The sequence below is a fragment of the Vibrio sp. Vb0888 genome (assembly GCF_033338835.1).
Classification (GTDB): Bacteria; Pseudomonadota; Gammaproteobacteria; order Enterobacterales; family Vibrionaceae; genus Vibrio; species Vibrio alginolyticus.
Genome location: NZ_JAWOTL010000013.1, coordinates 1 through 25080, shown reverse-complemented (window position 1 = coordinate 25080; position 25080 = coordinate 1). Strand labels below are relative to the sequence as shown.

The window sequence follows — 25080 nt, the reverse complement described above, 5'->3', positions numbered from 1 at the left end:
GATGTGGAATCCATATGGCGAACCAAGTGAATGATAAAGCGCCAAACGACGAAATGTATCTCAATGAAGATTGGAAAAATTATTTTTATGTAAACGATAGAGGTAGGGATTGATACTGTTTATGTAAGGAGAGAGCGATTTATGAAAAGCAGTCGTTTCAATATGATTAGACACCTTTACTTTCTTAAAATAGGAAGGACTCTAAGAAAGTAAAGGTGCAGATGATTTTTTAGTTTTTACCGCCGTCACTTGTTCTGAAGTGATAATCGAAGTTTATGATTGCACGATATTTAACTTCATCACGGTTAAGTGCGTATTCTTCAACTCTCACCTTACTATCATCGATTGCAATATCACGAGGGAAACCGCTTCCAATGATGTTTAGACGATTTCTAAGTTCATGTTTTGATAGCGTTTGGTATTCATCGACAAGATCAAACGCAGAGCTATAAGCGGCATCTTTTGTCGTAAAGTCATTGAGAACAACTTTGTTTGTAGAGTGTTCGACATGAATACCAGCAGTAGCAGATAAACTGAATAATAATAGTGATGAGAGCGTCATTAGTTTTTTCATATAGTCACCTTTTTATTTGTATTACAAAGTCAAGATGTCCAACGAATCCTTGTTAATATCTCTCGACAAAGGTGATAGTGCCACTATAGAAATGTGCTGTACATCACATTTGTGGCCATTGACTATGGAAGAATTGTCAACAATAAAACTCAAGCACTTTTGACATTACGGTCAATGTGGAAAAGCGAATATCTGTATGGTTTCGTTAATAATTAAACCACTCTCGGAAACGCTGACTATTCAGTCAAAGCGTATGTTTCTTGTCGTTATAGTGACCTGCCTACAGCTCAATCACTTAATGCATGCAATTCAATTGCAATGGCTTGGTATAGATTTTCATTCAGATCTTCCGTCTTAGTGACGATTCTACAAATTCTAGTGATTAAAAAGTCATTATTTGTGGTTTTTTATTCTATTGTCGTGTATAAAAAAACTTTACAACAAATGATAAAGGAATATCCATGAAAAAGTTATTGTGTTTTGCTGCACTGGGGTTAGCTGTTTCGACGACGGTTAATGCAGACCCAATTTTAGACGACATCAAAAGTACAGGGGAGCTAAAAGTCTGTTTTGATTCTGGGTATATGCCTTTTGAAATGACAGCAAAAAATGGGCAGTACATCGGGTTTGATATCGATTTGGGTAAGCAAATGGCGCGTGCCATGGATGTTAAGTTTGTGCCGGTAAACACTTCATGGGATGGCATTATCCCAACACTGTTGACTGGTAAGTGTCACATGATTATGGGCGGGATGACTATCACACCTATGCGAAATACTCAGGTGAATTTCGCTGATCCCTATGTGGTTATTGGTCAATCCATTCTCGTAGATCTCAAACATGAAGGTAAAGTGTCTAGTTACCGAGATCTCAATAGTCCAGAATATGTTGTTGCAACTAAGCTTGGGACAACGGGTGAGCAAGCGGTAAAACGATACCTTCCGAAAGCTAAGATAAATCTATACGAAACTCAGTCTGAAGCGGTACTTGAGGTTGCCAACGGAAAGGTAGATGCGTTTGTTTATGACTTTCCTTACAACTCTATTTATGTGGCGGAAAACAAAGGGCAGTTAATGCACTTGGCTAAACCGTTTACTTACGAGCCTTTGGGTTGGGCTGTGCCGCAAGGAAATCCAGATACGCTTAACTTCTTAAACAACTATTTACGTCAAATTAAGGGCGATGGAACTTACGATCGTATTTACGATAAGTGGTTTAACGACGATAAATGGTTAAAGCAAGTTAAGTAATCATATTGTTATTGTAGAGGAGCGGCTAGCTTCTGGCTTGGTTCATCGCCAACCAAACGGTTCGCGCTGTGAAGCTAACGCTTTTCTTTATTCAAATACCCAACCAACTTTAATCAAAGTCATTCTCGGAATCACATGCAAAATAACTTTAAATCCCTATTGTGGAACGCTGTTTTTGTTCTTGTTTTGCTATCAATTTGCGGTCTTGTCTATCTGTCAGGTAAGCGAATCGATTACAGCTGGAATTGGGAGCGTGTCCTTCCTTATATTGCCACTAACGCTGCTTCATCCATTACCGCGCCTGTCGATGGGAACATCATTCTCGACGAGAATAACCAACTGGCTCTGGAGAGTATTCATGGTGATATTGTTCTTGAACTAAGCCAATATAAGTCTGTGGACGTCTATGAAGGTGATCTTATTTTTGAAGGAGATACCTTAGCAACTATAAAAGAGTGGCGCTCTGGCCCAATTTTAGATGGTGTTGTGACGACCATTAAAATCTCGCTCTGGTCACTTATCATTGCTCTAGCGTTGGGCTTAGTTGTCGGACTAATGCGTATATCCAGCAATCCGGCATTAAAAAAGCTGGCGCTTGTGTATGTCGAGGTCATTCGTGGAACGCCTCTTTTAGTACAGATTTTTATCGTTTACTTCTTTATTGGTACTGTGCTTGACCTTGAGCGTTTTACTGCGGGAGTGATAGCGCTCTCCGTGTTTACCGCCGCTTATGTCGCAGAAATTGTGCGGTCAGGAATCCAGTCAATCCCAAGAGGACAAATGGAAGCGGCGCGTTCACTAGGAATGAATTATCCCAAAGCGATGATTTATGTCATTTTACCTCAAGCGTTTAAGCAGACATTACCTCCCTTAGCCGGGCAGTTTATCAACCTGATAAAAGATTCCTCACTTGTCTCCGTGATTTCGATTACTGATCTGACAAAAGCGGGCAGGGAAGTCGTAAGTGGTAGTTTTGCCCCATTTGAAGTTTGGTTTACCGTTGCGGCCCTTTATTTGCTTCTAACTAGTACCTTATCTTGGGCAATACAAACGTTAGAAAAGAAATTGGCAGCAAGTGATTAATGGTGGAGTCATTAATGGAATACATTATTTCAGCAAAAACAATTAATAAAATTTACCCTAATGGCTGCCATGCGCTCAAGGACGTATCGGTAAATGTAGAAAAAGGGGAAGTGATTGTAATCGTAGGACCGTCAGGTTCTGGTAAGTCAACATTCTTACGGACGATCAATCAATTAGAGACAATAAATAGTGGGTCTATAATCGTAGATGGTATCGATATGTACCACAAATCCACGGATATCAATAAACTACGCGCTGATGTGGGCATGGTATTTCAAGGCTTCAACCTTTTTCCACATAAAACGGCGATAGAGAACGTCATGTTAGCACCTTTAAAGGTTTCTAAACGTGACCCTGAATCGGTGAAGAAAGAAGCAAAAGATTTGCTTTATAAAGTCGGTCTGTCGGAGAGAATGGATAATTATCCTAATCATTTATCGGGTGGACAGCAGCAGCGCGTTGCAATCGCTCGTGCGTTAGCAATGAAGCCCAACATTATGTTGTTTGATGAACCCACATCAGCACTAGACCCTGAAATGGTTGGAGAAGTTCTTGATGTGATGAAAGATTTGGCCAAGGACGGAATGACCATGGTCGTGGTTACTCATGAAATGGGTTTCGCAAAAGAGGTCGCTGATAGGGTGTTGTTTATGGAAGATGGTGAGCTTTTGGTTTCTGACTCTCCTGAGCGATTTTTTGATAACCCCTCCAATCCTAGATTACAGAAGTTTTTATCTAAGGTCTTATAATAAAAAGAAAATTTGATTGAGGGTTAGTCCCTCAATCACTTCATGCACTATTGTGGCTCGTAACGCCCGCCTCGCCGAGAGACATAGATAATGGGCTTTTTACTCGAAGTTAATGGCGATAACATTATCTTGGTCCGAATGAAAGGTCTGGTAAATACTAGAGTGTTTAATCAGCCATTAAGTTTTTGTTCACTTTAAACATAACAATTTCATTTTGAATTGATAAAAATTGTGTTTGAATAGAGCTTATGGATGTTTGGCGGTATGGATGTCTAAATGAAGAAAGTAACAATTTTAGATGGTGGCATGGGGCGAGAGTTAAAACGTATTGGCGCCCCTTTTTCTCAGCCGCTTTGGAGTGCACAAGCGCTAATTGAATCACCACAATATGTAAAAATGGCCCATGAGAATTTCATAGACGCTGGCGCAGAGATTGTCACTGTCAACAGTTATGCATGTGTTCCATTTCACTTAGGAGAGGAACTCTATGCAAAGCGAGGGATTGAGTTAGCAAAATCTGCAGCCAAAATTGCCAGAGATGTAGTCACCAGCTCTAACGATAGAGTGCTCGTTGCGGGGTCTCTTCCTCCTGTCATGGGGTCTTACAGGCCTGAATTATTCGAGCCGAAAAGGGCACTGGAAGTGGCTTCTGAGTTATTTGAAGCTCAAGATCAATATGTTGATATTTGGTTAGCTGAGACCGTGTCTAGCCTTGCTGAAGTTGAAGTTCTATCAATAATTTTAGCCAAAACATATAAGCCCAATTATCTTGCTTTCACCTTAATGGATGAGCCTAACTCTTTGCCTCGCCTTCGCTCAGGGGAATCTCTTAAAGTCGCGGTTAATACGCTGTTGAAAACAAATGTTTCAGGTATCTTTTTCAATTGCTCTATTCCTGAAGTTGTCGAGCAAGCGATCATTGATACACAAGCAGTATTGAGTGAGTCAGGTAGAGAATTGACGATAGGTGTTTTCGCAAATAGCTTTGCTCCGATAAAGCAAGCGCACCAAGCCAACGAGACCATTCAGGAAGTTCGTCATTTCTCTCCGACTGAATATCTTGAGTATGCTAAAAAGTGGCATGCGCAGGGAGCAAGCATTATTGGTGGTTGCTGTGGGATTGAACCACGTCATATTAAATTGCTAGCGACTTGGAGAGACACTCTCGAAAACGCCTAATTTTGGTGAAGCGCAGGGAAGTATGACAAGAGATTTTGTTTTTTATTCATCGTTATAGATAAAATAAAGGCCTTTCATATCTGGCAAAGTAACAAGATGCTTTAACTTGCTCATTCATTACCTTGCCAGTTTGCCTCGAGATTTTTATTAATTATTTTTGGTTCAGATTAACGACAATCTTTCCAACTGTTCTCTGATTTCGCATGTCCAAGAGTGCGTTACCTACATCTTCTAAGCCGATGATCTTCAGTTTCGGTACTTCCAATTCTCCATTTTCTAATAGCTCAGACACTTCCTTTCCGGCATTAACGATACTTGCAAACCCTCTCTCGCCAAAGACATGACCAGAGCCCAAACTTATTTGGTGGAAGCCCAAGCCTTTTAAGAAGGCATCTGGATATTGAGAAGGGTCGACAGTCTTGACGAGCTCCACCATTTCGCCCTCAAAGGTTAACACCGAGGCTGCAATTCGGTCGTTATCACCGCCTACACAATCGAGTGCAACCTCAACGCCATGATTTCCGGTAATGTCCATTACTCGCTGAACTACATCTTCATGATGATAATCAATCATATGGGTTGCTCCTAACGAGGACAAATATGCGTGATTAGCTTCTGAACTAGTAGCAATGATCTGTTCAACACCAAATGTCTTTGCTAACTGAATAGCAAAGCTTCCAACGCCGCCAGCACCTCCGGCGATAAAAATGCTGCTTCGATTTGAAATATCGAGCTTGTCTACCAAAGCGCGATATGCGGTCCAGGCTGCGCAAGGTGTAGATGCTGCCACTTCAACCGGAACCTGAGGGTGCTTTATGAGCGTTCTTGAATCATGGATAGCAAATTCAGCGAATCCACCGTGATGGCGCCTCATGTTTCCGTGATACAACACTTTATCGCCAACCTTCCAATCAACGACCGCATCGCCTACAGAGACTATTTCTCCTGATACGTCTAACCCGCCAACAAAATTGTTATCCATGTTAGTGACCATGTCTGACCAATAATGAATTTTTGCATCGACAGGGTTCAAACCAACAGCGTTAACTTTAACCAATACATCAAATTGGGTTTCTAGTTTTGGTGTAGGTAATTCGGATAAAGAGAAAGTATCGTTATCTCGTTGGTAAGTTATCGCTCTCATAGGTTTTCCTTATTATTAAGAATGGTCGAAAGTCATACTAACTCAGAGGGTGCTGCTGAAATAATTATGGTTTTTTCTTATTTTGATAATTTTAGGTTATGTTTGATAAAAAGGATTCGAGATGCTCTGAAATTATCATCGACAACCAGTCTGCATAGCTAACGACATGTAACTTTATGATAAGTATTGACTAGTTTTATTATTCCATTTTTATGGAAATATTTTGTTGATCTTTTGTTTTATGATTCTATACTTCCAGAAGTGTCGAAATAAAGGTTTGTCTATCAGGTAAGCTTGTTAGCGAAAAATGACGAGGAGAGTAAATGTGAATACAGAAATTATAACTATGGCTAAAGAAGCGCTGGATATGTTTGCGTTTCTAGCAACCGAACTTATCATCTTATTTCTGGCAATTAGCTACATTGTCGGTGTGTTGCAAGATTTTCTAACGCCAGAAAAAATTCAATCTATTCTCAGCTCGAAAAAGGGTAAAGGTTACTTCATTGCTGCGTTGCTAGGTTCGATTACGCCTTTCTGTTCGTGTTCGACCATTCCTTTCTTAAAAGGCTTGTTGCGTGCAAGAGCAGGTTTTGGACCTATGATGGTGTTCCTATTTGCAAGCCCGTTGCTTAACCCAGTGATTATTGGCTTATTTGTGGTGACTTTTGGTTGGAAAGTTGCGGTATTTTACTTTGCTATCGCGATGTCAGTATCAGTGGTAGCAGGCTATGTACTTGAAAAACTAGGGTTTGAACGTTACGTCAAACCAGAAGCATATCAAGCGGTAGGTTCTTCTTCGTGCGGTACTTCTTGTGGCGATTCAAGCAAGAAAAAAGAAGAAGCGAGACCAGCATCAATCTGTGGTACCAGCGCCTGCAATGAACCTACGCCAGTTGCGGCGAAAACATCTTGTTGTGGTGATGCACCAAAACCTGAACCTAAAGTGGAAGTGTCTTGCTGCTCATCAGACGGTAGTGCAACAGCGACAGTCTTGGAAGAGAAAGAACCTAGCCGCTGGGCACGTATTTGGCAATCAACTTGGAAAGACTTTAAGCAAGTGTTCCCTTATCTCATGATGGGCATTGCGATTGGTTCATTTATCTATGGCTTCATCCCGACGGAGTTCATTGCGGAGTTCGCTGGTGAAGCGAAGTGGTACGCGATTCCGGTCGCAGCAATCATTGGTATTCCATTGTACATCCGTGCAGAGGCGGTCATTCCACTTAGCGCGGCACTAGTACAAAAAGGTATGGCTCTTGGATCTGTTATGGCGCTTATTATTGGTAGTGCTGGCGCAAGTCTTACAGAAGTGATTTTGTTGAAATCAATTTTTAAGAACCAAATGATCGCTGCCTTCCTAATCGTTATCTTAACGATGGCCATGGGAGCGGGTTACTTATATAGCTGGGCTTTTTTATAAAAATAACCCTCGGGCGATTGCTCGAGGGCTCTGTTTTTGTCGCCATATAGGGAAAGGGAAGTTTCCTATACCGCGCAGACTATAAAAAAATAACGAGGTTACTCGTAAATACTATAGGAGAAATACTTGCTGGCGATGGTTTTATGCTTACCGCTCTGGATCAATTTTTGTATTCCGCTATCGAGTAATGCTTTTAATTCTTTGTCTTGTTTTCTCACTGCTACGCCAATGCCACGGCCGAACCACTTTTCCTCTGTAAACGCTGGTCCAGTAAAGTGATAGCCTTTACCTTGTGCAGTTTCAAGAAAACCAGCACTTAAACCGATTGAGCCGCCAAATACAGCATCTAACCGTCCATTGAGTAGATCGGTAAATGCCTCATCGAACGTACCATAACGACGAATATCAATATCTGGATACAAGGCAGAAAGGTACTTATCACCAATTGTGGCTCTTTGAACTCCAATAGATAAACGATTTAGGCTGCCGTCATCCATGTTGATTTCTCTATCATTTTTCATTACAAAACGAGTCGGTACTTTTGCATAAGGGACGGTGAAATCGACTTTCTTTTCTCGTTCTTCTGTGATTGTCATTGCAGCAATAATCGCATCGTTCTTGCGACTAAGGAGAGAAGGGATGATGCCATCCCAATCCATTTTTGAGATAACGCACTTTACTTCTAACTCTTTGCATAACGCGTTAGCGAGGTCGACTTCAAACCCTTCTAGCTTTCCCTCTTTTGTCGTCCAGCTAAATGGGGGGTAAGCCCCTTCAACAGTGAAGCGAATTTGTTTCCACTCTTTCGCATGGCTGAAAACTGAAAATAAGCTAATAAACAATACGACTATCCATTTCATAAACGTTTCCTTGTAACTATTTGGAAACCAATGTTTAACACAAAGTAAGCAAATATCAATGGAAGTGCATATATGTGTGACCTTTCGCCCGCATTGTGTGAGCGAAAGGTTTTGCGTGTATTACAGCTTATCTTCAATAGTTACGAGGGGAACTCTCGTTGAGACAGCGTGAAGTGCAATGTTGTGAATCATTTCATCGACCGTGGTACAGCTATCCATTAAGATCGAAACATCATACTTGTCCGCAGATTTTGAAATAGCAGTATGTGTCACGCAGTTTTGTGTCATCATTCCGCATACAAGTAACTCCGTTACATTTTTGCTTGCCAATACTTCTTCTAAACGTGTTCCTTCAAAGCTATCTGCGAAGTGCTTTACCACGATTTCGGAATTCGGCGCTAAAGCAAGAACTTCTGGGTGAATATTGGCACCGTCGCTGCCTTCATTGAAGAATGGGGCAATACCCATGGCAGGGTCGGCAATATGCTGAATATGAATCACAGGAATGTCTTGCTCATTGGCTTTAGTTATTGCTCTCTTAACATTGTCTAAAGTCGATTCTGTATTCCATAAAGGAAACTTTCCTTCCGGGAAATAGTCGTTTTGCAAATCAATTACAAGTAGGGCTTTTTGAGTCATTTTCTTTTCCTTTTATTGAGGATCATTGCGGTACGAATAATATAAAGACTTTTAGCCACCTTCTTTAGAGTCTAAAATGACACAAAAGAGTCAAAAAGCGACACTTGAAGATAAATGAAAATAGCACTCGTTAATTACCCAGATAGCTCGCAAGCCTCCGTATATGGTTTAAGCGAACTCTTCGAGATGGCAAACCGTGCGGCGGCTAAATTGGGCGTTGATGTACACTTTGAAGTAGAGATATTGGATCACTGGTCAAACACGCACTTCGATGTGAAAACAGCGGTAATGATTCCGCCTAGCGGCACTGGTCAATATTACTTAGAACCAGAGCCAGAGCTACTCGACTGGTTAAAAGTCCAATATAGTAAAGGTGCGATTTTAGCCTCCGCCTGCGCTGGTACTTTTATTCTTGCTCAAACCCAGTTGTTGACCAATAAGTCTTGTACGACACACTGGGGCTTGGCTCCTTCATTAGCGAGTCAGTTTCCCGATATCCACGTAAGACAAGAAGCCATCCTTATTAACGAAGGAACGATCATTACGGCTGGGGGTATGATGTCATGGTTGGATTTAGGTTTGGAGTTGGTTTCCTTATTTGCGTCACCGGCAGTAATGCGCCTGTTAGGAAAAATGTTGGTTATTGATACTGGTCCGAGAGAGCAACGCTTTTATCAACAGTTTACTCCAAACTTCCAACATGGTGATGAGGTAATTGTTCAAATACAGCACTATATAAACGATCATTATCAAGGAAAACTGAGCAATAAAGAGCTTGCAGAGTTGAGTTGTTTAACAGAAAGGACATTGCAGCGACGCTTTAAAAAGGCGACAGGTTTCAATGTTAACCAATACATACAAAGCTTAAGAGTACAAAAAGCTTGTGATTTACTTGAGTCGACAACCCTAACATTTGACGCAATATCATTTAGAGTGGGTTACCAAGATGTGAGCGCGTTCAGGAAAATATTTAATAGGATCGTAGGTTTAACACCGAAGTCGTTCAGATCTCGGTTCTGTTCATGAACGCCAGAAGTAAGATAATGTTGGTATTAAACATTTATAACTCAGAAGCAAACACACATATTTTTACAAGCTGGCTTAGCGTGATGAAAAGGGATAACAAGCTAAGCCAACCGTAGCGATCTTCTAAGTATTGAGAACTTTTTAGGATGCTTAAAGTGTTCTCAAATTACAACGACTTGTATAGGCCGCTGTTAATCGAAAAGCTATGTGATTTCCAAAACCAGTTTCCCAGTATGTTGCTTGCGTGAAAATACTTCTTGCGCTTGACCTATCTGGTTTAAGGGAAATGACTCCGCGACTAAGGGGCGAATTGCGTTCTGTTCGATATAGCGAACCAAGTTACCGAATACTTCTGGTGCCAAAACGGTACAACCAAATAACGCTAGGTCTTTAAGGTAAAGAGTTCTTACATCCAGCTCGACAATTGGGCCGCCTATGGCGCCGGAAACAGCGTATCTTGATCCTGGCTTTAGTACCTGAAGAAATTGTGGCCACTGCTCTCCTGCGACCAAATCAATCACTACGTCAACGCTGTTTTCTCCGAGAGTCGCCGTTAAATTTGCATCGCGAGGGATAACTTGGTTTGCTCCTAATGCCGTGATCTGTTCTTTCTTTTCTGGGCTGGCGATAGCAATGACGTATGCTCCACGCGCCTTCGCCAGTTGGATTGCGGCAGAGCCAACACCACCGGATGCCCCTGAAATCAGTACGGTATCGCTCGCTGTGACATTAGAGCGGACAAGCATGTTCTCGGCAGTTGAATAAGAACAAGGGAAGGAGGCCAAATCGATATCCGATAAACTACTCTTCACTGCATATGCATGTTTACTGTCAACAACAGTGAACTGAGCAAAGCCACCATCACATTCTGAACCGAAGTACCAAGGCGAGCTAAGTGCTTGACTGTTGAAGCGCGTAATACATGGTTCGATGAGCACACGCTGACCGATTCGTGATGGGCAGATATTCTCACCAACAGCGACGATGGTACCGCATACATCGGCACCTTGGATTCGAGGGAGAGATAGCGCGTCTCCTGACCAACTTGCATCCATGCTATTGGCGTCGTTTTTAGAATACCATGCTGTTCGGGTATTGATGTCGGTGTTATTGACTCCGGCGGCGGCAACTTGGATCAATACATCATCAGGCGAGGGGACTGGCACAGGTAGATCATCGCGGTAACGAAGCATATCTGGCCCACCATGACCGATAAGTTGGACGCCTTTCATGACTTTCGGGATTGTGGTCATTGATTGTTCTCCTTCATTAGTTCTAGCAGAGTGTGTTCAGCGGATGCAAAGGCAGCGTGACCGAGAACCGGCCATGCGTTGGATAGACCTTCATGTAACAAGAAGAGTGTGGTTGCGAGGTCTTCTCGCTGACTTAGTTGGACCATAAGCTGACGAACCGCCAATTTGTGTTGTTTTACTGCTTGATTAATAGATAGATTTTCTGGATAGGCTGCTAATGCATTGATGGACATGCAGCCATTCGGTGCAAACTCCTTCATCCAATCCTCGAGGCGAGTGAATAGGTGTAATACAGCCGGTGTTCCATTGGCAGGGGCGTCTTCGAGCAAAAAACTCAAATACCTTTGATGGCGATGCTCGAGAGCTGCAACAATCATCGCTTCCTTGGAGGGGTAGTATTTGTACAGGGTTCTCAGGCTGACTTCGCAGGCGTTTTTGAGTTGGGGTACGCTAGGCTCGGCGAAGCCATACTGACTGAATGCTTTTTCTAGGCTTGCTGCGATTTTTTCTTTCACTATTTGATACACCAGGTAGAACGTTTGTTTTACCTAAGGGTAGAATAAACTTTCTACCTCAGTCAATGGTGTATTTAAACTCTGTATGAAAGCCCGACGTAATGCCGGGCTAATTTAAGTGATTTTTATAGATTCGGAACGTGAATCAGTGTGCCGTTGCGTGCTGCTCTCCACGCTTGTCTAGCATTCCGCTGAAACGGGTTAGTAGTAGAGCACCTAATACTACGATCGCGCCAATCCAAGGTGTGTGCATCAGCCCAGCATTGGCCACGATAAGGCCACCGCCCCAAGAACCCAGTGCAATACCTACGTTAAATGCAGCAATGTTGAGACCAGAAGCGACGTCGACTGCATCAGGTGAATATTTCTCTGCTAGTTTGACAACATAAACTTGAAGTCCTGGAACGTTACCAAAGGCAAAGGCACCCCAGACAAGAATGGTCACTACTGCAGAAGTTGGATTAAATGCTGTGACACTAAACACGAGCAATACCACAATTAGGCCCGAGAAAATCGCTGTCAGAGCTTTGATTGGCCCCATAGAGTCGGCCATCTTTCCGCCCCAGATGTTGCCGAATGCGACTGATACACCATAAACCAACATAATTAGGCTGATAGCGCTAGAGCCAAACCCCGAAACTTCTTCCAAAATAGGAGCCAAGTAAGTGAAGGCTGTGAACGTACCACCGTAACCGAGTGCGGTGATTGCGTACACCAAAAGTAGACGAGGTTGAGTTAAGACTTTTACTTGCGATGACAGCTTGGTTGCTGGTGGTTGTTTCAGATTACTCGGCACTAGCAGAGCGCTTCCTATCAGTGCGATGATTCCAAGGATCGCGACGATTAGGAAGGTTGCCTGCCAACCAAATGTCTGGCCAATCCAGGTGCCAAGTGGCACGCCCGTCACTAGAGCTACGGTGAGACCGGTAAACATAATAGCAATTGCGCTAGCGGCTTTTTCTTTTGACACTAGGCCAGTGGCGATAGTCGAGCCGATCGAAAAGAACACACCGTGTGCAAGCCCGGTCAGTATCCTTGCTGTAACTAGTGTGTTGTATCCAGGTGCTTGCCAGGCTAACAGATTGCCAAGAACAAACAGTGCCATAACAGAAAGCAGAACGTACTTTCTTTTCCAGTTACCAGTCAGCGCTGTTAAAACGGGAGCACCAACCGCGACACCAAGTGCGTACAGGCTAACTAAAAGACCCGCTGAAGGTAATGATACGTTGAGGTCGGAGGCCATAGTCGGTATCAGACCGACAATTACAAACTCCGTGGTTCCAATAGCAAAGGCGCTCAGCGTCAATGCAAGTAAAGCTAAAGGCATAACAACTCTCTCTTATAATCATTGAATATGAATGGATAAACGAATAGCCCGTCTCCATGTCGTGTATTATTAAAGAGTTATTCGTTGCGAAAAATGGTGTTTATTACAAAATACTTTTGTTATAAGTGAAGGAAATGCGCAGTTAGGAAAGGGGATGAAATGTTAACCCGATCAGATGAATTAGAGATTCTTATGGCAGTTGTGGATAGTGGTGGATTTTCTTCCGCTGCTGATGCACTAGGTATTCAAGTCGCTAGGGTATCTCGTGCGGTTAGTAAAGTTGAATCACAGTTGGGGGTAACCTTGCTGAATCGCACGACACGCAGAGTGGAAGTTACTGAGGAAGGGCATCAGTTTGTTGAAGCGGTTCGCTTAGGTTTACTACAAATACAGCAAGCTGAAGAAGAGATCATCACACGAGGTGAATTACCCAAGGGGCGCTTAAGAGTTGATGCCGCTAGCCCATTTGTTTTACATCAACTCGTGCCGTTAATTCAGCCATTTAAAGAGGCTTATCCTGATATTCAACTCGATCTTACCTCTAATGAGGGTTTTGTGGATCTATTGGAAAAAAGAACCGATGTGGCGATACGTATTGGACGATTATCGGATTCAACACTGCATGCTAAACCTTTAGGAACAAGCCCACTATTTATCGTTGCCACGCCTGGTTATTTATCTAAACGAGGTTTTCCTGAAGCGGTGAGCGATTTGCGCAGTCATAACTTGATCGGTTTTTCTGGCGCTAAAGTGTTAAATCAGTGGCCATTACGAGGGTTTGAGATGATAGAGCCTGATATCCTATCCAGCAGTGGTGAAACGGTTAGACAGTTAGTGCTGGCAGGGAACGGCATTGCATGTTTATCTGGCTTTATGGTGAAAGATGATCTTGATTCTGGACGGTTAGTGGCATTGTTTGAATCGGAAAAAATCACAAATACTGGACGAGAACAGGTCAATGCTGTGTTCTACAAATCTTCTTCAGTCTCTAAGCGTATTTCCGCGTTCATCGACTTTATTCAACCAAGACTTACTTTAAAATAACACTATTATTGTTGTTTTAACAAAAGAGTTTTGTCGTTATTGCAGCTTTTGTTTTTCCAACTGCCAAGCCTAGCGTGCCACCCCTTAGTAAGGTGGCACATATTTTTATTTGCTCTTAGTTAAAGCGTGGCAACACGTACTGAGCGATCTGTTCCATTGATTTATCAATTGGTTGGCTATTACGACGGAAATGCAACCCGATGTGATTGACTCCTGCTTCTTGCATTTTTTCTAGCTCATCGCTCAAGCCATTGACTCCGGCCTGGATACCAAAATGATGCCGAACGACTGGTGCATTTGGGTTATCGATTAAATCAAGATGAATAAAGCTGGCGTAGGGTTTGTTTCCCGCTACGGAGCGCCAAAGTGCAACGCGGTGTTCATGATCATCAGGTGTGCCTGGGTAGGCGAGCCAGCCGTCTAGGTTTTCTCCTATCCATTGTGGACTTTGCTGCGCTAACCCTGCGACATAGATAGGAATATCAGCAAACTCGGGTAATAACTGTAGATCGTTACCCAGCTTATCATTTTGCGTATCTTTCAAAATCTCTACACTTTCTCGAAAAGCCGAGCCACGGCTGTCAAAGTTGGCGTTAAAAACGGGATATTCACTAGGACGGTCTCCACTAGCCACACCGAGTATCAGGCGGTCACCACTTAACTCGTTGATGGTCGCAGCGGCTTTTTTCACTAGCCAAGGTTGTCTTAACGGTAATACTATCGCTGCTGTCCCTAGTAGAATGTTGTCGGTGCACGCAGAGAGATAGCCAAGATAACTGAACGGTTCATAAATTTGTGCCGCGTCTCCAAAGTTAGGGTCGTACAACGGGACATCTCTTACCCACGCTACGTTAAAGCCTAACTTATCGGCTAACATAATACGCTGTTTATGTGCACTCATGTCTGGTACGCCGAACGGTTTTCGTTGGAGCAGCCGTTTTTTCTGGCCTTCTTGGGTCCAGTCATTATCTAGGGGGAGCTCAACCCCGATGGTGAATCTGTTACTTAAATCTTTATGCATTATGAAGCCTGACTATTACTGTGAGTACTAGGAGGCCAGGTGCCCCCCTGATATTCAGGACACTATGAGATTTTTGTTGTGAGAAAAAGCGGCAAAAAGACAAAAGTGTTTTGCCACAAACAGCGGTGGTCTTTAAAGGAACTGGTGGTTCTCTACCTTGATTTCTTGCTTGATGAAGTCAATAAAAGAGCTGATCCGGCGTGAGGTACTGGCATTTTTGTAATACACCGCATGAACTGGCTGTTCGACATTATGCGTGTGTTCACTAAGCACGCCCACTAAGCGACCAGCTTGTCGGTCAGAGTAGGTCATAAAGTCAGACAGGCAAGCTATCCCCGCACCATGTAAGGCTAAACATCTTAGCGTCTCGCCATTATCAGATCTTAGGCTACTCATAATACGCAGAAGTTTGTTCTTATCATCCATGATCGGCCATTCCTTAAGATACTCCGGCTTGTTGAATCCAAGTAGCTTGTGATTGAGTAACTGATCTATTGAGGTTGGAGTACCATGTTGTCTTAAATACTCTGGACTCGCGACGATTCGAATCCGACTTTTACCAAGAAATATCGCGCGCATGGTTGAGTTTTGTAGCTCACCGATACGAAAAGCAATATCGGTTTTTGTTCCCAAAAGGCTAATATTTTCCTCATTGGAATTGAGATCGATTTCGACTTCTGGATACAAGCTCTGATATTTAGCAATGTGCGGCGTTAGTACGTGCAGTAAGAAGGGGGTAGCTGCGTTTATTCGTAGGAGGCCAGAAGGCTTATATTTCTGGCTTTTCAGTTGTGCTTCGGCATTCTCTACTGCTTCTACAATATGTCTGACTTTATCGAGGTATATCGTTCCTTCATTAGTAACATCTAACTTACGGGTTGTGCGATTTAACAAGGTCGTTTCGAGTTTGGCTTCTAGCCGAGATACCGATCGACTCACCGCAGAGACGGTCATCGATAACAGTTCAGCCGCAGAGCTGATTGAACCCGTATCGACCACGGCCATAAAGGTGCGCATTTCATCTAAAGTAGCTTTCATTGTTGAATATATTTCAAATTAGATTTGAGTATTGTTAACTTTACGGAAAGTTTCTTGCGGCGTAAAGTTTTGCTTCGAATCAACTATAAAATCGATAATTCAGGAGATTTAGATGAAAGTACCATCATTTGGCGTCGGCACGTTTCGTTTAGAGGGTGAAGTAGTTAAGGATTCAGTCCGTAATGCGTTAGAAGTGGGTTACCGCGTAATTGATACTGCACAGATTTACGGTAATGAGGCAGAAATCGGTGAAGTATTGACACAGTCCGGTATTGCACGTGATGAGCTATTCATTACGACCAAGATCTGGGTTGATAACATGAACACGGAACAACTCATTCCAAGTCTAAAAGAGAGCTTAGAAAAGCTAAATACAGATTATGTGGATTTGACCTTGATCCACTGGCCTGGCAATAACAATAACTTGAGCGAATACATGGCTTCATTACTTGAAGCTAAATCGCAAGGGTTAACCCGTAATATTGGCGTCTCCAACTTTAATATTGACTTGTTGCAACAAGCGATAGAAGTGGTCGGTAAAGAGAATATTGTTACTAACCAAATCGAGCTTAGCCCTTATTTGCAAAATCGTAAGTTGGTCAGCTTCATGCAGGAAAACGATATTCAGGTAACGTCTTACATGACCTTGGCATATGGGAAAGTACTTGGGGACCCAACTATTGCAGGTATTGCTGAGGACTATCAGGCCACGCCAGCTCAAGTCGCGCTTGCTTGGGCTTTGTCAAAAGGTTACGCGGTGATCCCGTCTTCAACTAAACGAGAGAATTTAGCAAGTAACCTGAAAGCACTTGAACTTAATCTCAGTGAAGAGGCGATTGCAAAGATAGATGCGTTGGAAAGAAATGGCCGCGAAGTAAACCCTGAAGGGCTAGCGCCTGAGTGGGATGATTGAGTGAGTTTCTCAGGAAATCATTGCCTAAATGACGCCTCTGCAATCGCTGACTTCCTCTGCGCTTGACGGTAGTACAACACCATAGACGATAACGGCTCGCTTGTCTGACGATAGTGCGAGCTTTTATCTTTTTGGCCTATTAGTTTACTGTATTCTCCCGGCCTTCAATTTGGCCGGGAGACGTCATTTAGAGAACAGTTACCATTCGATTGTAGAGCCATCAAATACGCGGAAGCTTCCGGATTGCTCAAGTGTTAGCTGTTCTGCGACCGAAACAATGCCTGCAACACTTTCCTCGGCAGAAAAGGTTGCGTCCTCACCGCCCATATCGGTTTTTACCCAGCCGGGATGAACTGCGACAGTTTTTACTCCTTGCGATTCGAGATTGCGTGCTGCTGATACTAGAACCTGATTAAGCGCTGCTTTAGATGCTCGATAACTGTACATGTTACCTGAACTGTTATCGCTTAAACTCGCAACTCGGGTTGAGATTCCCACGATGGTTTTGTGCTGACTTTTCGCAACGTTGTCTTGTAGGGCTTGAATTAGCAGGGCAGGTGCGACGGTATTTATGTTTAGTACTTCTAGCCATTTTTTCTGGGTCATTTCGCCAAGCTTTGCACACTCTTCGCCTAATACACCTGCATTCAGAATTAAATGATCGAGCGGACGCTCCGCTAATTGAGTGGCTAACTGATCGATATCTTGTTGGTTAGTGACGTCTAGAGCCATCAGTTGAAGTTGATTAGATTGGGTTACTAGTTCATTGAGCTGCTTAGCATTTTCTGGTGAACGACAAGTTGCGATAACTTGCCAACCTTTTCCAAGGTAGTGGCGGACAAATTGCAAGCCTAAGCCACGGTTAGCGCCAGTGATTAATACAGTAGACATCGCTTCTCCTACGTTGTTGAGTTGAACAACGACCATATTAGAGGCGACGTATAAGCATGTAATCAAAACAGTATAAAAATGGCCTAGAATTCGACATTGTCAAATCTTAAAGTTTGAGAAAGATGCTGGCAAAGTGTTTTAGCCTAGTGACCGTCAGTTCGGAGGCAGCACCGCTGACACCTGCAACAGCAACGACCTTACCATCCAAGTAAAGGGGGATCGCTAAGCAATTGAGGTTTGGCTCTGCCTCTTCTAAATCGAGTGCGTAACCTGATAATACAACCTGATTAAGTTCAGTTTCTAACGTGGGGGATATTTGGCTTTCAAGGCGCAATGTTCGGCGAAGCTCATCATCAAAACTAAGAAAAACCTTGCCGATCGCAGATGTTGTGAGTCCTTCTCGTTTCCCTCTCGGGCTACGGATGGTAAGAGGGTTATCCTGCTCTATAGCATCGATATACAAGTACTCTTTAGCGCCACTTTGTACAGCGAGGTAAGAAGTGTTGTTAGTCATTTGGGCCATTTTTTTCAGCAATGGAACAAAATGTTGTCGGATAGCTTCGTTTTTTTGTTCAATCGGCTTAGACAGTTCATAGCATCTAAACCCTAGGCTGTAGCTATGGTTGTGTTTGGATACATATCCAAGAGAGTGTAGAGTCGCAAGTAACCCGTGAACAGTCGTCTTATTTAACTGGATCACATTACTGATCGTCTGTAATGATAGGGGAGACTCACTCATCGAGAGCAACTCGAGGATTAGAAAACCTCGCTCTAGAGACTGAATGTTTTTTCTTGCCTTGGGCACAAAGACTCCTTGATGATGGTGTTGCATCTGAATGGCTTACTGATGCTTCCACCTATAACAAACCACTACGCTGGTGGTTTGGTTTTATTAGAGAATATACTCAGCACTTAAACTGATCGGCTCGTTGTATGCGTCCACAAGGGAGTTTTTTCCTTGCTTCTTAGCATTGTATAACGCTTGGTCTAATATCGAATAGAGCTCATCAAAGTTGGTGAGTGGCATTGAGGTTGATAGATAGGCCAGACTCGCAGATATATTCAATTGATGGTTATTAAGCGAATGTACACTCTTTTCTGAAATTGTTTTATGCAGACTTTGTACTCTAAAGGGAACGTCAATCTCATCGACGTTTTTCAATAGCAAGATAAACTCTTCTCCACCTAAACGACCCAAGTAATCTCCCTTATTAAGTTTAGCTTTAAGCGCTTTGCATACCTGTTGTAGTACTAAGTCGCCAGTCGGATGACCATACTGATCATTAATCGCCTTAAAGTCATCTAGATCGATTAATGCTAGAACGTAGCGGAAGTCTCCTTCAGCTTTGGAGGTTTGGCTTTTAATCGTCTCTATAATTGCCGCTCTGTTTAATGCACACGTTAAGCTGTCTATTTTGGCTTTTAAGCGTGTTTGTCGCTGAACCATCAATGCCAGAGCGAGGAGAACCAATAAACAGAAAACAACAAAATTATAAGTGCGTTGTTGGTCTGTGAGTTTTTCAAACTGGTACTGACTTAGAAGAGTTTCGTTGTTCAACTGCGCGACTTGTAGATCATATTCATACTCTTTTTTAGTGAGATCTAGTGCCTCTAACGCCTTGATATTACTCGCGTCTCGGTTCGTTAGTTCAATCGTCGAGTAGGCCTTGTGATGCTCCAGCGCCTTTTTGTAATCATTTTGAGCTTGGTATGCTTTTGAGAGGAGTAATTGGGCTTGCGCTTGCAATAAGGGCCTAGCGTTTTTTACCGCTAATCTTAACGCTATTGTAGTGTGTTCAATCGATTTTTCGGGTGTATGGTTCTTTAAATATGCCAATCCAGCAGCCAAATGACCCTCTGTTTCAAGGTGCGTATTCTCATAAGTTTGGGCAATGTTTAATGCTCTTCCAATGTAATCTACCGCGGTATCCAATTGCCCAGAATCGGCCAAAGCAGCAGATAACCCTAAATAGGTCAAACCTTGCCCGTATGGGTAATGAAGTTGTTCGAGAATCGTTAATGCATTTTTGTAGTGGCTGATGGACTTATCGAGTTCTTTGGATTTTCTGTACATCGCTCCTAGACTATGTTCGACTTGCGCAACTTCAAGAGGTGTCCCTTCATCTTGGCGAACCAGTAGGGCTTGAATGAGATATTGCTCTGATTGTTCAAATTGCCCCAGCTCTGCAAGTAAATTGCCGACGTCATTGTAAATCCCTGAAGGATCGCTTTGCGTCGACATGTTGGCCATCAACTGTCGATACAAACTTAAGGCTTTTTCATAGTCACCGCGGTAATTGTAGTTATTTGCTATTACGCGCAAAGCAAGATCAACAGGGAAGTTTTCTTGATGCTTATGATTTAAGTGGCTTTCTAAGGATGAGCAATAAAAGTTTGCTTTGTGATAACGACCTTGTTGATTCAGCGTATAACAAAGTTGATAGTTCATCAGAGCCTTGCCTTCGGAATCGGATATTTTCTTCATTGTCTGTCGCAAAGAAGAAAAGCTGTCTACTGAGGCCTCGTAACTACCATGCTTACGTTCATTTAAGGCAAGAATATATTCTGATTCTAATTGAGAAAAAGGGTTGTCTAAGACTTGACTGCTGCCGTAGTAAGGCTGATTTATGTTTGACATATATTCATAAATCAATCCACTTACGTAGAGCTTTTCGCTGTCCGATTTCGCTGTATGATAGCGATCTTGAAGCATGCTCAATGCCGACTCAGGGTTGCTTCGTAGTGTGGTTTGGTAGACAGAGTGCCACTGTGTGATATTTTGGTTTGGTTCAATATCTTGAGTGTCGCTTGCATATACTGGAGTGAGCAAAAGTGACGCAAGCAAGGGATAGAGCACGCGCATGTTTAAACGAGCCTTTAATTTAAGGTGCCTTTAAAGTTGAGTTATCATAGCGCTTTTAACGCATCAGCGTTGTGATTAAGTTGGGTGTACTAAGAAAAAGAGTAGTAAAACTATGCACTTGGTCGAGATATTGAAAGAAGAGGCATAAAAAGAAAGACCTCAACATAAAGTTGAGGTCAGAAATCTTTAATCAATGTAAAGCTTTGCTAGATCTTGAGGCTCCATTTCTTTGCCTTCTAACTGATCGTTCCAGTTAGTTCCAACAAGAACACCATCTTCAGCAAGAGTCAAAAGCCAATCTTCAACAAAGATATCTAATGGGATTTCTAGTACAGTAAAATCTGCCCATTCTTCAACATTATGTGCTTCTGCATCTTCTTTAGAAGACCAGAAAGGCATGACTTCGCTGTTTTCGAATTCAGTTGAATCGCAAGATAGCCAACCTTCTTCATTGCGTAAACCCCAAACCAATTGGTTTTCTTTCGTTTCTGCAACAAAAAGGTCAAGGTTCGCTTGGATATCTGATGTAAGTTTGCTCATTTCAAAACTCTCGTTGTTATGACGTGGCTAGAGTAACACTAAAGTGCCGATTCCTAAAGCATAATACGGTTGTCGAAATGAGTAAAAATAAAGGAGCCGAAGCTCCTTTTCTGAGGTTAAGCATTCACTCGTTTTTGTTTGCTTTGTGCTTGCAGAGCAAACAAAAACAGGTACTTTACCTTTCTGGAAGAGTTGTGAATATTGTCCACTCTCTTTTTATCTCGCCTTTGTAACCAAGGACTGATGCGGTTACTCGACGATTTAAAGCATGGCTGACTTCATCGGTCCCTTGTTGTGCTAAGTGAGTGTCACCAAAACCAACAATGCGGACTCTACTCGGTTCGATGTCGTAGCTTAGTAGGGCTTCACGGACATTGCGTGCTCGTCTTTCAGAAAGATCTTGGTTATGCTTTGAACCACCAACTTTACTAGCATAGCCGTGCAGCTCTATCGAAGTAGTAGGGTACTCTTTTAAAAAGTCGGAAAGCTCTCGGACTTGTCTTCTGAAGACTGGATTGATCTCATCAGAGTCGTTAGCAAAAAGTATCCGCACTTGCATGTTATCTGATGCTTTAATGTATTCTCCACAACCGTCGTTGTCGACCTCTGAGCCTTCAGGTGTACCTGGGCACATATCTCGAGCATTGATGACACCATCGTTATCGTCATCTTGCAAATCTGCTATTTGTTCTGCATTTGGTACAGGACGATACTCATATTCGTCTTCAGCAACAACGTGTTGAGTGATGGCGAGCATACCCAATGCAAATAGAATCTTCACTGGTTTCATGATCAGTACTCCACCTTTTCATTCCATTCTTTAGGTACATCGACACGCAAGGCATTTAACAATTGGCCAGTCGCGTTCATAACGCGGTACTTGGCGTACTGCTCTGAGTATCGAGCATCCAAGTAGTTCTTTCTTGCTTCGAAAAGTTCGTTTTCAGTATTTAACAAGTCCAGCAGAGTGCGTTTTCCAATGCGATACTGCTTTTCGTAGGCGATGACAGTTTCAGAGGCCGAATCTACGTGATCCGCTAGGAACTCTTTTTGTTGAAGTGTTAAATCTAACGCACTCCAAGATAGACGAAGACCTTCTTCTACTTGGCGGTATGCACGTTCTCTTAGGTCTTTTGCTTTATTTAGTTGGTAGGCAAAACTTTCAGCGTTGGCTACGTCACTACCACCGTTAAAGAGGTTGTAACGCATACGTAACATTGCTGTTGTCTCTTCGCTGCTTCCTTCGATACCGCTTGCATCATCACGCCATGTTTGAGCCGCTTCTACCGATATCGTTGGGTAGTAAGTTCCCTTAGATTGCTTGTATTGGAACTTTGCAGAGTCCACATCAGCTACCGAAATTTTGATTACTGGATGTGACTCGAATGCCAAGTCAATCGCTTCATCGATGGTGTAGGGAATAAAGTTTTGGTCCGCTCTTGGGAAAATCAATCCTTGTGGTGACTGTCCGACAAGGCGTGTAAAGGTGGTGTGGCTGTCATATAAGTTGTTCTGAGCTGCCACCAAGTTACCGTGAGCCTTTGCTAAACGAGCCTCTACCTGGGTTAGGTCTGCTGTAGAACCGATACCTGAGTTAACTCGCTTTTTAATGTCTTCATAGATCTTCTTATGCACTTTCAAGTTATTCTCGGAAAGTGTCAGAATTTCATAAGCTTTTACTGAGTCTAAATAAACTTTCGCGACCTCTAGAGCGGTGTCTTGGGCATCAGCTAGAAGTTGATAACGGACCGATTCAGCATCAGCTGCTGTTCGATCCATATCATTAAGTGTCGCTGAGCCATCCCATATTAGCTGGGTTAGTGTCACGGTGGCTTCTTTTCTTGTCAGATCGGTTGAATCTCGCCCTGACTCTGCAGGTTTGATTCCTTCGTAACCGATACCGGCATCTAAGTCTACGGATGGGAGGTAAGCACCACCAGATGCTTCATTCACATACTGCTTGCTAACGAATTCATTGAACGCACTTTTGATGTCAGGATTGGTTTTTAATGTGTTTTCAACCGCTTGCTCTAGCGTTTGCCCAAACGCATGACTAGCGGTGAACATACCAATACAAAAGGCGTTGGCACGAGTCCACTTCACTGTGATTCTCCTAGATAATGGTAAAAATTCTCGAGGTGATAGGGCTTATAAGTGGAATACTTATAAGGGCGTCAATAATTTAGCGCACAATAACATTAATATGCGATGAAGTAACCTGTTGATTCGCTGTTCATTTGTTTCAATTTTGATAAATCAACCTACTAAATCTGCCTAAAACTTGAATTAAGATCTCAAATTAAAGATGGAGGTAATAGCTAGGAACGTGTGTCCAGATTTTAATAAAATAAAACACTTATGCATCTGGATTCTTATTGATGTATGACACATAATTACTTTATTGAGCATCAAATTGCTGTTATTGCACTATATTCGGGCAATATATAGCAAATTAGTATTGTTAGTCAAAAACTTGACAGTTATTTAGGGTTAAGGTTTATATGGATCGTACAGCATTAGTGCCACTCGGTAATCAAGTCGTCGTAATAGGTTTGGATGGGCAGCTGAGAGTCCTTGCAGAAGGACAGCAGCCTCTACCAGGTGAAGTGATAGTGGCAATGACAGATGCTGCGCCTCAAGACCTGAAAATTCAGCTTGCTCAAGAGCAAGGTTTAAAAGATATTTCAGACGATGTAGCACAGATTATTAGTGCTATTGAGCAAGGTCAAGACCCTTCTGCTATTGATGAAGAACTCGCACCTGCAGCGGGTGAAAATAGTGGCTCCAGTTTGCAAAATAGTGCCACGATTGTACGGGATGGTACTGAAGTACTAGCCTCAACAAACTTTGAAACTATTGGCCTAGAATCCCTCGGCTTATCTGAAACACAAGCGTTGACCTTAAATGACTTCTTCACAACAGGTATCGAGACAAGTGGGGATGGCTCAAGTAAGCCACTTACTAATTCTCCAGTGACATTAAGCGCTGTTGAGGAAGATAGCGATCCAATCACGATAACTACTGAAGAATTACTATCGAACGTCAATATTGATGATGCCGATACTCTTGTCATTACAAACGTCACTATTGAGAGTGGGAATGGCACCTTAATTGATAACAGCGATGGATCTTGGACTTACATTCCAGAGGCTGACGATGACACTGAAGTGTCATTCTCCTATGACATTATTGATAACGATGGCGGTGTTATTAATGGCACTGCTAACTTAGATATTACGCCTGTTAATGACGCGCCAATAGCAACTAATGATGCGATTCAAACTGACGAGGATTCCCAGGTTGTAATTGATGTGCTCGCTAACGACAGTGATATTGAAGGTGATGATTTAATCATTACCTCTGCTTCTGTACCAGAAGAGCAAGGTATCGTTGAGGTTATCGATGGTAAGCTTGTTTTCACTCCGGCTGAAAATTTCAACGGTAATGCAACGATTAGCTACACCATCTCAGATGGTGAGTTAGAGGATGAAGCTCAAGTTTCGGTAACAGTAAACTCAGTTAACGATGCGCCTATTGCCTCTAATGATACAACAATTACAGAGGAAGATAGCTCAGTAACGATTGATGTCCTGCCAAACGACACCGATATTGATGGCGATACGCTGTCGATTGAATCGGCGTCCGTACCTGAAGCGCAAGGCACAGTCGAGATTGTTGATGGCAAACTGGTCTTCACACCGGCTGAGAACTTCCATGGTGACGCTGAAATCACTTACACCGTTAGCGATGG

Annotated in this window: 24 protein-coding genes; 9 read left to right on the top strand and 15 right to left on the bottom strand. The window is 42.8% G+C overall.

What is annotated here, in order from left to right; all coding sequences use genetic code 11:
- Positions 1-229: 229 nt before the first annotated feature.
- Complete coding sequence (locus R7P72_RS17185; protein WP_005377323.1) at positions 230-574, bottom strand: DUF3316 domain-containing protein; 345 nt, start codon at positions 572-574, stop codon at positions 230-232.
- A 461-nt stretch (positions 575-1035) separates the two neighbouring features.
- Between R7P72_RS17185 and R7P72_RS17180 the strand changes: the two genes are divergently transcribed.
- The 4 genes from R7P72_RS17180 to R7P72_RS17165 all read left to right on the top strand — a co-directional run bounded on the left by R7P72_RS17180 (position 1036) and on the right by R7P72_RS17165 (position 4835).
- Positions 1036-1824 (top strand): transporter substrate-binding domain-containing protein, encoded by a 789-nt coding sequence (locus R7P72_RS17180; protein WP_005377324.1) that lies wholly within the window; start codon positions 1036-1038, stop codon positions 1822-1824.
- A gap of 135 nt (positions 1825-1959) precedes the next feature.
- Positions 1960-2907, top strand: coding sequence for an amino acid ABC transporter permease (locus R7P72_RS17175; RefSeq protein ID WP_005377325.1), 948 nt, complete (start codon positions 1960-1962; stop codon positions 2905-2907).
- A 14-nt stretch (positions 2908-2921) separates the two neighbouring features.
- Positions 2922-3656: an amino acid ABC transporter ATP-binding protein gene (locus R7P72_RS17170; RefSeq protein ID WP_005377326.1), complete on the top strand. Its 735-nt coding sequence runs from the start codon at positions 2922-2924 to the stop codon at positions 3654-3656.
- Positions 3657-3932: 276 nt separating this feature from the next.
- Positions 3933-4835 (top strand): homocysteine S-methyltransferase family protein, encoded by a 903-nt coding sequence (locus tag R7P72_RS17165; RefSeq protein WP_213907336.1) that lies wholly within the window; start codon positions 3933-3935, stop codon positions 4833-4835.
- Positions 4836-4986: 151 nt separating this feature from the next.
- Here the strand turns inward: R7P72_RS17165 and R7P72_RS17160 are convergent, their stop codons facing one another.
- Positions 4987-5979 (bottom strand): zinc-binding dehydrogenase, encoded by a 993-nt coding sequence (locus R7P72_RS17160; protein ID WP_017635220.1) that lies wholly within the window; start codon positions 5977-5979, stop codon positions 4987-4989.
- A 346-nt stretch (positions 5980-6325) separates the two neighbouring features.
- Here R7P72_RS17160 and R7P72_RS17155 point away from each other — a divergent pair, with 346 nt between their 5' ends.
- Entirely contained in the window at positions 6326-7399 is a 1074-nt protein-coding gene (locus tag R7P72_RS17155; protein WP_240354742.1) for a permease, read from the top strand.
- Positions 7400-7497: 98 nt separating this feature from the next.
- Here the strand turns inward: R7P72_RS17155 and R7P72_RS17150 are convergent, their stop codons facing one another.
- Both R7P72_RS17150 and R7P72_RS17145 read right to left on the bottom strand, forming a co-directional pair.
- Positions 7498-8259: a transporter substrate-binding domain-containing protein gene (locus R7P72_RS17150; protein WP_086046774.1), complete on the bottom strand. Its 762-nt coding sequence runs from the start codon at positions 8257-8259 to the stop codon at positions 7498-7500.
- A gap of 120 nt (positions 8260-8379) precedes the next feature.
- A complete protein-coding gene (locus tag R7P72_RS17145) occupies positions 8380-8898 on the bottom strand; it encodes a cysteine hydrolase family protein (RefSeq protein ID WP_033906138.1) in 519 nt (172 codons plus the stop codon).
- 114 nt (positions 8899-9012) lie between these two features.
- On the opposite strand from R7P72_RS17145, the gene R7P72_RS17140 reads away from it, so the two are divergent.
- Positions 9013-9924, top strand: coding sequence for a GlxA family transcriptional regulator (locus tag R7P72_RS17140; RefSeq protein WP_005377334.1), 912 nt, complete (start codon positions 9013-9015; stop codon positions 9922-9924).
- A 203-nt stretch (positions 9925-10127) separates the two neighbouring features.
- On the opposite strand, the gene R7P72_RS17135 is transcribed toward R7P72_RS17140, so the two are convergent.
- The 3 genes from R7P72_RS17135 to R7P72_RS17125 form a co-directional block, all read right to left on the bottom strand.
- Positions 10128-11177 (bottom strand): alcohol dehydrogenase family protein, encoded by a 1050-nt coding sequence (locus R7P72_RS17135; protein ID WP_005377335.1) that lies wholly within the window; start codon positions 11175-11177, stop codon positions 10128-10130.
- Complete coding sequence (locus tag R7P72_RS17130) at positions 11174-11695, bottom strand: TetR/AcrR family transcriptional regulator (RefSeq protein WP_031777252.1); 522 nt, start codon at positions 11693-11695, stop codon at positions 11174-11176. Before R7P72_RS17130 ends, R7P72_RS17135 begins: the two co-directional genes overlap by 4 nt.
- A gap of 142 nt (positions 11696-11837) precedes the next feature.
- On the bottom strand, positions 11838-13019 hold the full coding sequence (locus tag R7P72_RS17125) for an MFS transporter (protein WP_005377337.1): 1182 nt from the start codon (positions 13017-13019) through the stop codon (positions 11838-11840).
- A gap of 159 nt (positions 13020-13178) precedes the next feature.
- Here R7P72_RS17125 and R7P72_RS17120 point away from each other — a divergent pair, with 159 nt between their 5' ends.
- Positions 13179-14063, top strand: coding sequence for a LysR family transcriptional regulator (locus R7P72_RS17120; RefSeq protein ID WP_005377338.1), 885 nt, complete (start codon positions 13179-13181; stop codon positions 14061-14063).
- Between the two features lie 115 nt (positions 14064-14178).
- Here R7P72_RS17120 and R7P72_RS17115 read toward each other — a convergent pair whose 3' ends face one another.
- Both R7P72_RS17115 and R7P72_RS17110 read right to left on the bottom strand, forming a co-directional pair.
- Positions 14179-15084 (bottom strand): TIGR03571 family LLM class oxidoreductase, encoded by a 906-nt coding sequence (locus tag R7P72_RS17115; protein WP_064368442.1) that lies wholly within the window; start codon positions 15082-15084, stop codon positions 14179-14181.
- A gap of 132 nt (positions 15085-15216) precedes the next feature.
- Complete coding sequence (locus tag R7P72_RS17110) at positions 15217-16122, bottom strand: LysR family transcriptional regulator (RefSeq protein ID WP_005377343.1); 906 nt, start codon at positions 16120-16122, stop codon at positions 15217-15219.
- Between the two features lie 112 nt (positions 16123-16234).
- Between R7P72_RS17110 and dkgB the strand changes: the two genes are divergently transcribed.
- Positions 16235-17035, top strand: a complete 801-nt coding sequence (dkgB, locus tag R7P72_RS17105; RefSeq protein ID WP_047102673.1) for a 2,5-didehydrogluconate reductase DkgB — start codon at positions 16235-16237, stop codon at positions 17033-17035.
- Between the two features lie 198 nt (positions 17036-17233).
- Here dkgB and R7P72_RS17100 read toward each other — a convergent pair whose 3' ends face one another.
- The 6 genes from R7P72_RS17100 to R7P72_RS17075 all read right to left on the bottom strand — a co-directional run bounded on the left by R7P72_RS17100 (position 17234) and on the right by R7P72_RS17075 (position 23432).
- Positions 17234-17926 carry an SDR family oxidoreductase gene (locus R7P72_RS17100; RefSeq protein ID WP_031778959.1) on the bottom strand — a complete coding sequence of 231 codons (693 nt, stop codon included), beginning with the start codon at positions 17924-17926 and terminating at the stop codon, positions 17234-17236.
- Positions 17927-18032: 106 nt separating this feature from the next.
- Positions 18033-18731 (bottom strand): IclR family transcriptional regulator, encoded by a 699-nt coding sequence (locus R7P72_RS17095; protein ID WP_005377349.1) that lies wholly within the window; start codon positions 18729-18731, stop codon positions 18033-18035.
- Positions 18732-18818: 87 nt separating this feature from the next.
- Positions 18819-20789, bottom strand: a complete 1971-nt coding sequence (locus tag R7P72_RS17090; RefSeq protein ID WP_005377350.1) for a GGDEF domain-containing protein — start codon at positions 20787-20789, stop codon at positions 18819-18821.
- Positions 20790-20975: 186 nt separating this feature from the next.
- Positions 20976-21329, bottom strand: coding sequence for a DUF2750 domain-containing protein (locus R7P72_RS17085; protein ID WP_005377352.1), 354 nt, complete (start codon positions 21327-21329; stop codon positions 20976-20978).
- A 175-nt stretch (positions 21330-21504) separates the two neighbouring features.
- A complete protein-coding gene (locus tag R7P72_RS17080) occupies positions 21505-22119 on the bottom strand; it encodes an OmpA family protein (RefSeq protein WP_318110735.1) in 615 nt (204 codons plus the stop codon).
- 2 nt (positions 22120-22121) lie between these two features.
- A complete protein-coding gene (locus R7P72_RS17075; RefSeq protein WP_213907338.1) occupies positions 22122-23432 on the bottom strand; it encodes a TolC family outer membrane protein in 1311 nt (436 codons plus the stop codon).
- Between the two features lie 398 nt (positions 23433-23830).
- Here R7P72_RS17075 and R7P72_RS17070 point away from each other — a divergent pair.
- Positions 23831-25080: cadherin-like domain-containing protein (locus R7P72_RS17070; protein WP_318110734.1), on the top strand; the 1250-nt coding region annotated here is incomplete at its 3' end.

Excerpts from the sequence above, each read along its gene's own strand:
- R7P72_RS17085 (WP_005377352.1), bottom strand. The coding sequence starts at position 21,329 with ATGAGCAAACTTACATCAGATATCCAAGCGAACCTTGACCTTTTTGTT.
- R7P72_RS17165 (WP_213907336.1), top strand. The coding sequence starts at position 3,933 with ATGAAGAAAGTAACAATTTTAGATGGTGGCATGGGGCGAGAGTTAAAA.
- R7P72_RS17115 (WP_064368442.1), bottom strand. The coding sequence starts at position 15,084 with ATGCATAAAGATTTAAGTAACAGATTCACCATCGGGGTTGAGCTCCCC.
- R7P72_RS17140 (WP_005377334.1), top strand. The coding sequence starts at position 9,013 with ATGAAAATAGCACTCGTTAATTACCCAGATAGCTCGCAAGCCTCCGTA.
- R7P72_RS17155 (WP_240354742.1), top strand. The coding sequence starts at position 6,326 with ATGGCTAAAGAAGCGCTGGATATGTTTGCGTTTCTAGCAACCGAACTT.
- R7P72_RS17185 (WP_005377323.1), bottom strand. The coding sequence starts at position 574 with ATGAAAAAACTAATGACGCTCTCATCACTATTATTATTCAGTTTATCT.
- R7P72_RS17180 (WP_005377324.1), top strand. The coding sequence starts at position 1,036 with ATGAAAAAGTTATTGTGTTTTGCTGCACTGGGGTTAGCTGTTTCGACG.
- R7P72_RS17160 (WP_017635220.1), bottom strand. The coding sequence starts at position 5,979 with ATGAGAGCGATAACTTACCAACGAGATAACGATACTTTCTCTTTATCC.
- R7P72_RS17080 (WP_318110735.1), bottom strand. The coding sequence starts at position 22,119 with ATGAAACCAGTGAAGATTCTATTTGCATTGGGTATGCTCGCCATCACT.
- R7P72_RS17175 (WP_005377325.1), top strand. The coding sequence starts at position 1,960 with ATGCAAAATAACTTTAAATCCCTATTGTGGAACGCTGTTTTTGTTCTT.
- R7P72_RS17150 (WP_086046774.1), bottom strand. The coding sequence starts at position 8,259 with ATGAAATGGATAGTCGTATTGTTTATTAGCTTATTTTCAGTTTTCAGC.
- dkgB (WP_047102673.1), top strand. The coding sequence starts at position 16,235 with ATGAAAGTACCATCATTTGGCGTCGGCACGTTTCGTTTAGAGGGTGAA.
- R7P72_RS17125 (WP_005377337.1), bottom strand. The coding sequence starts at position 13,019 with ATGCCTTTAGCTTTACTTGCATTGACGCTGAGCGCCTTTGCTATTGGA.
- R7P72_RS17170 (WP_005377326.1), top strand. The coding sequence starts at position 2,922 with ATGGAATACATTATTTCAGCAAAAACAATTAATAAAATTTACCCTAAT.
- R7P72_RS17110 (WP_005377343.1), bottom strand. The coding sequence starts at position 16,122 with ATGAAAGCTACTTTAGATGAAATGCGCACCTTTATGGCCGTGGTCGAT.
- R7P72_RS17135 (WP_005377335.1), bottom strand. The coding sequence starts at position 11,177 with ATGACCACAATCCCGAAAGTCATGAAAGGCGTCCAACTTATCGGTCAT.
- R7P72_RS17090 (WP_005377350.1), bottom strand. The coding sequence starts at position 20,789 with ATGCGCGTGCTCTATCCCTTGCTTGCGTCACTTTTGCTCACTCCAGTA.
- R7P72_RS17100 (WP_031778959.1), bottom strand. The coding sequence starts at position 17,926 with ATGTCTACTGTATTAATCACTGGCGCTAACCGTGGCTTAGGCTTGCAA.
- R7P72_RS17145 (WP_033906138.1), bottom strand. The coding sequence starts at position 8,898 with ATGACTCAAAAAGCCCTACTTGTAATTGATTTGCAAAACGACTATTTC.
- R7P72_RS17120 (WP_005377338.1), top strand. The coding sequence starts at position 13,179 with ATGTTAACCCGATCAGATGAATTAGAGATTCTTATGGCAGTTGTGGAT.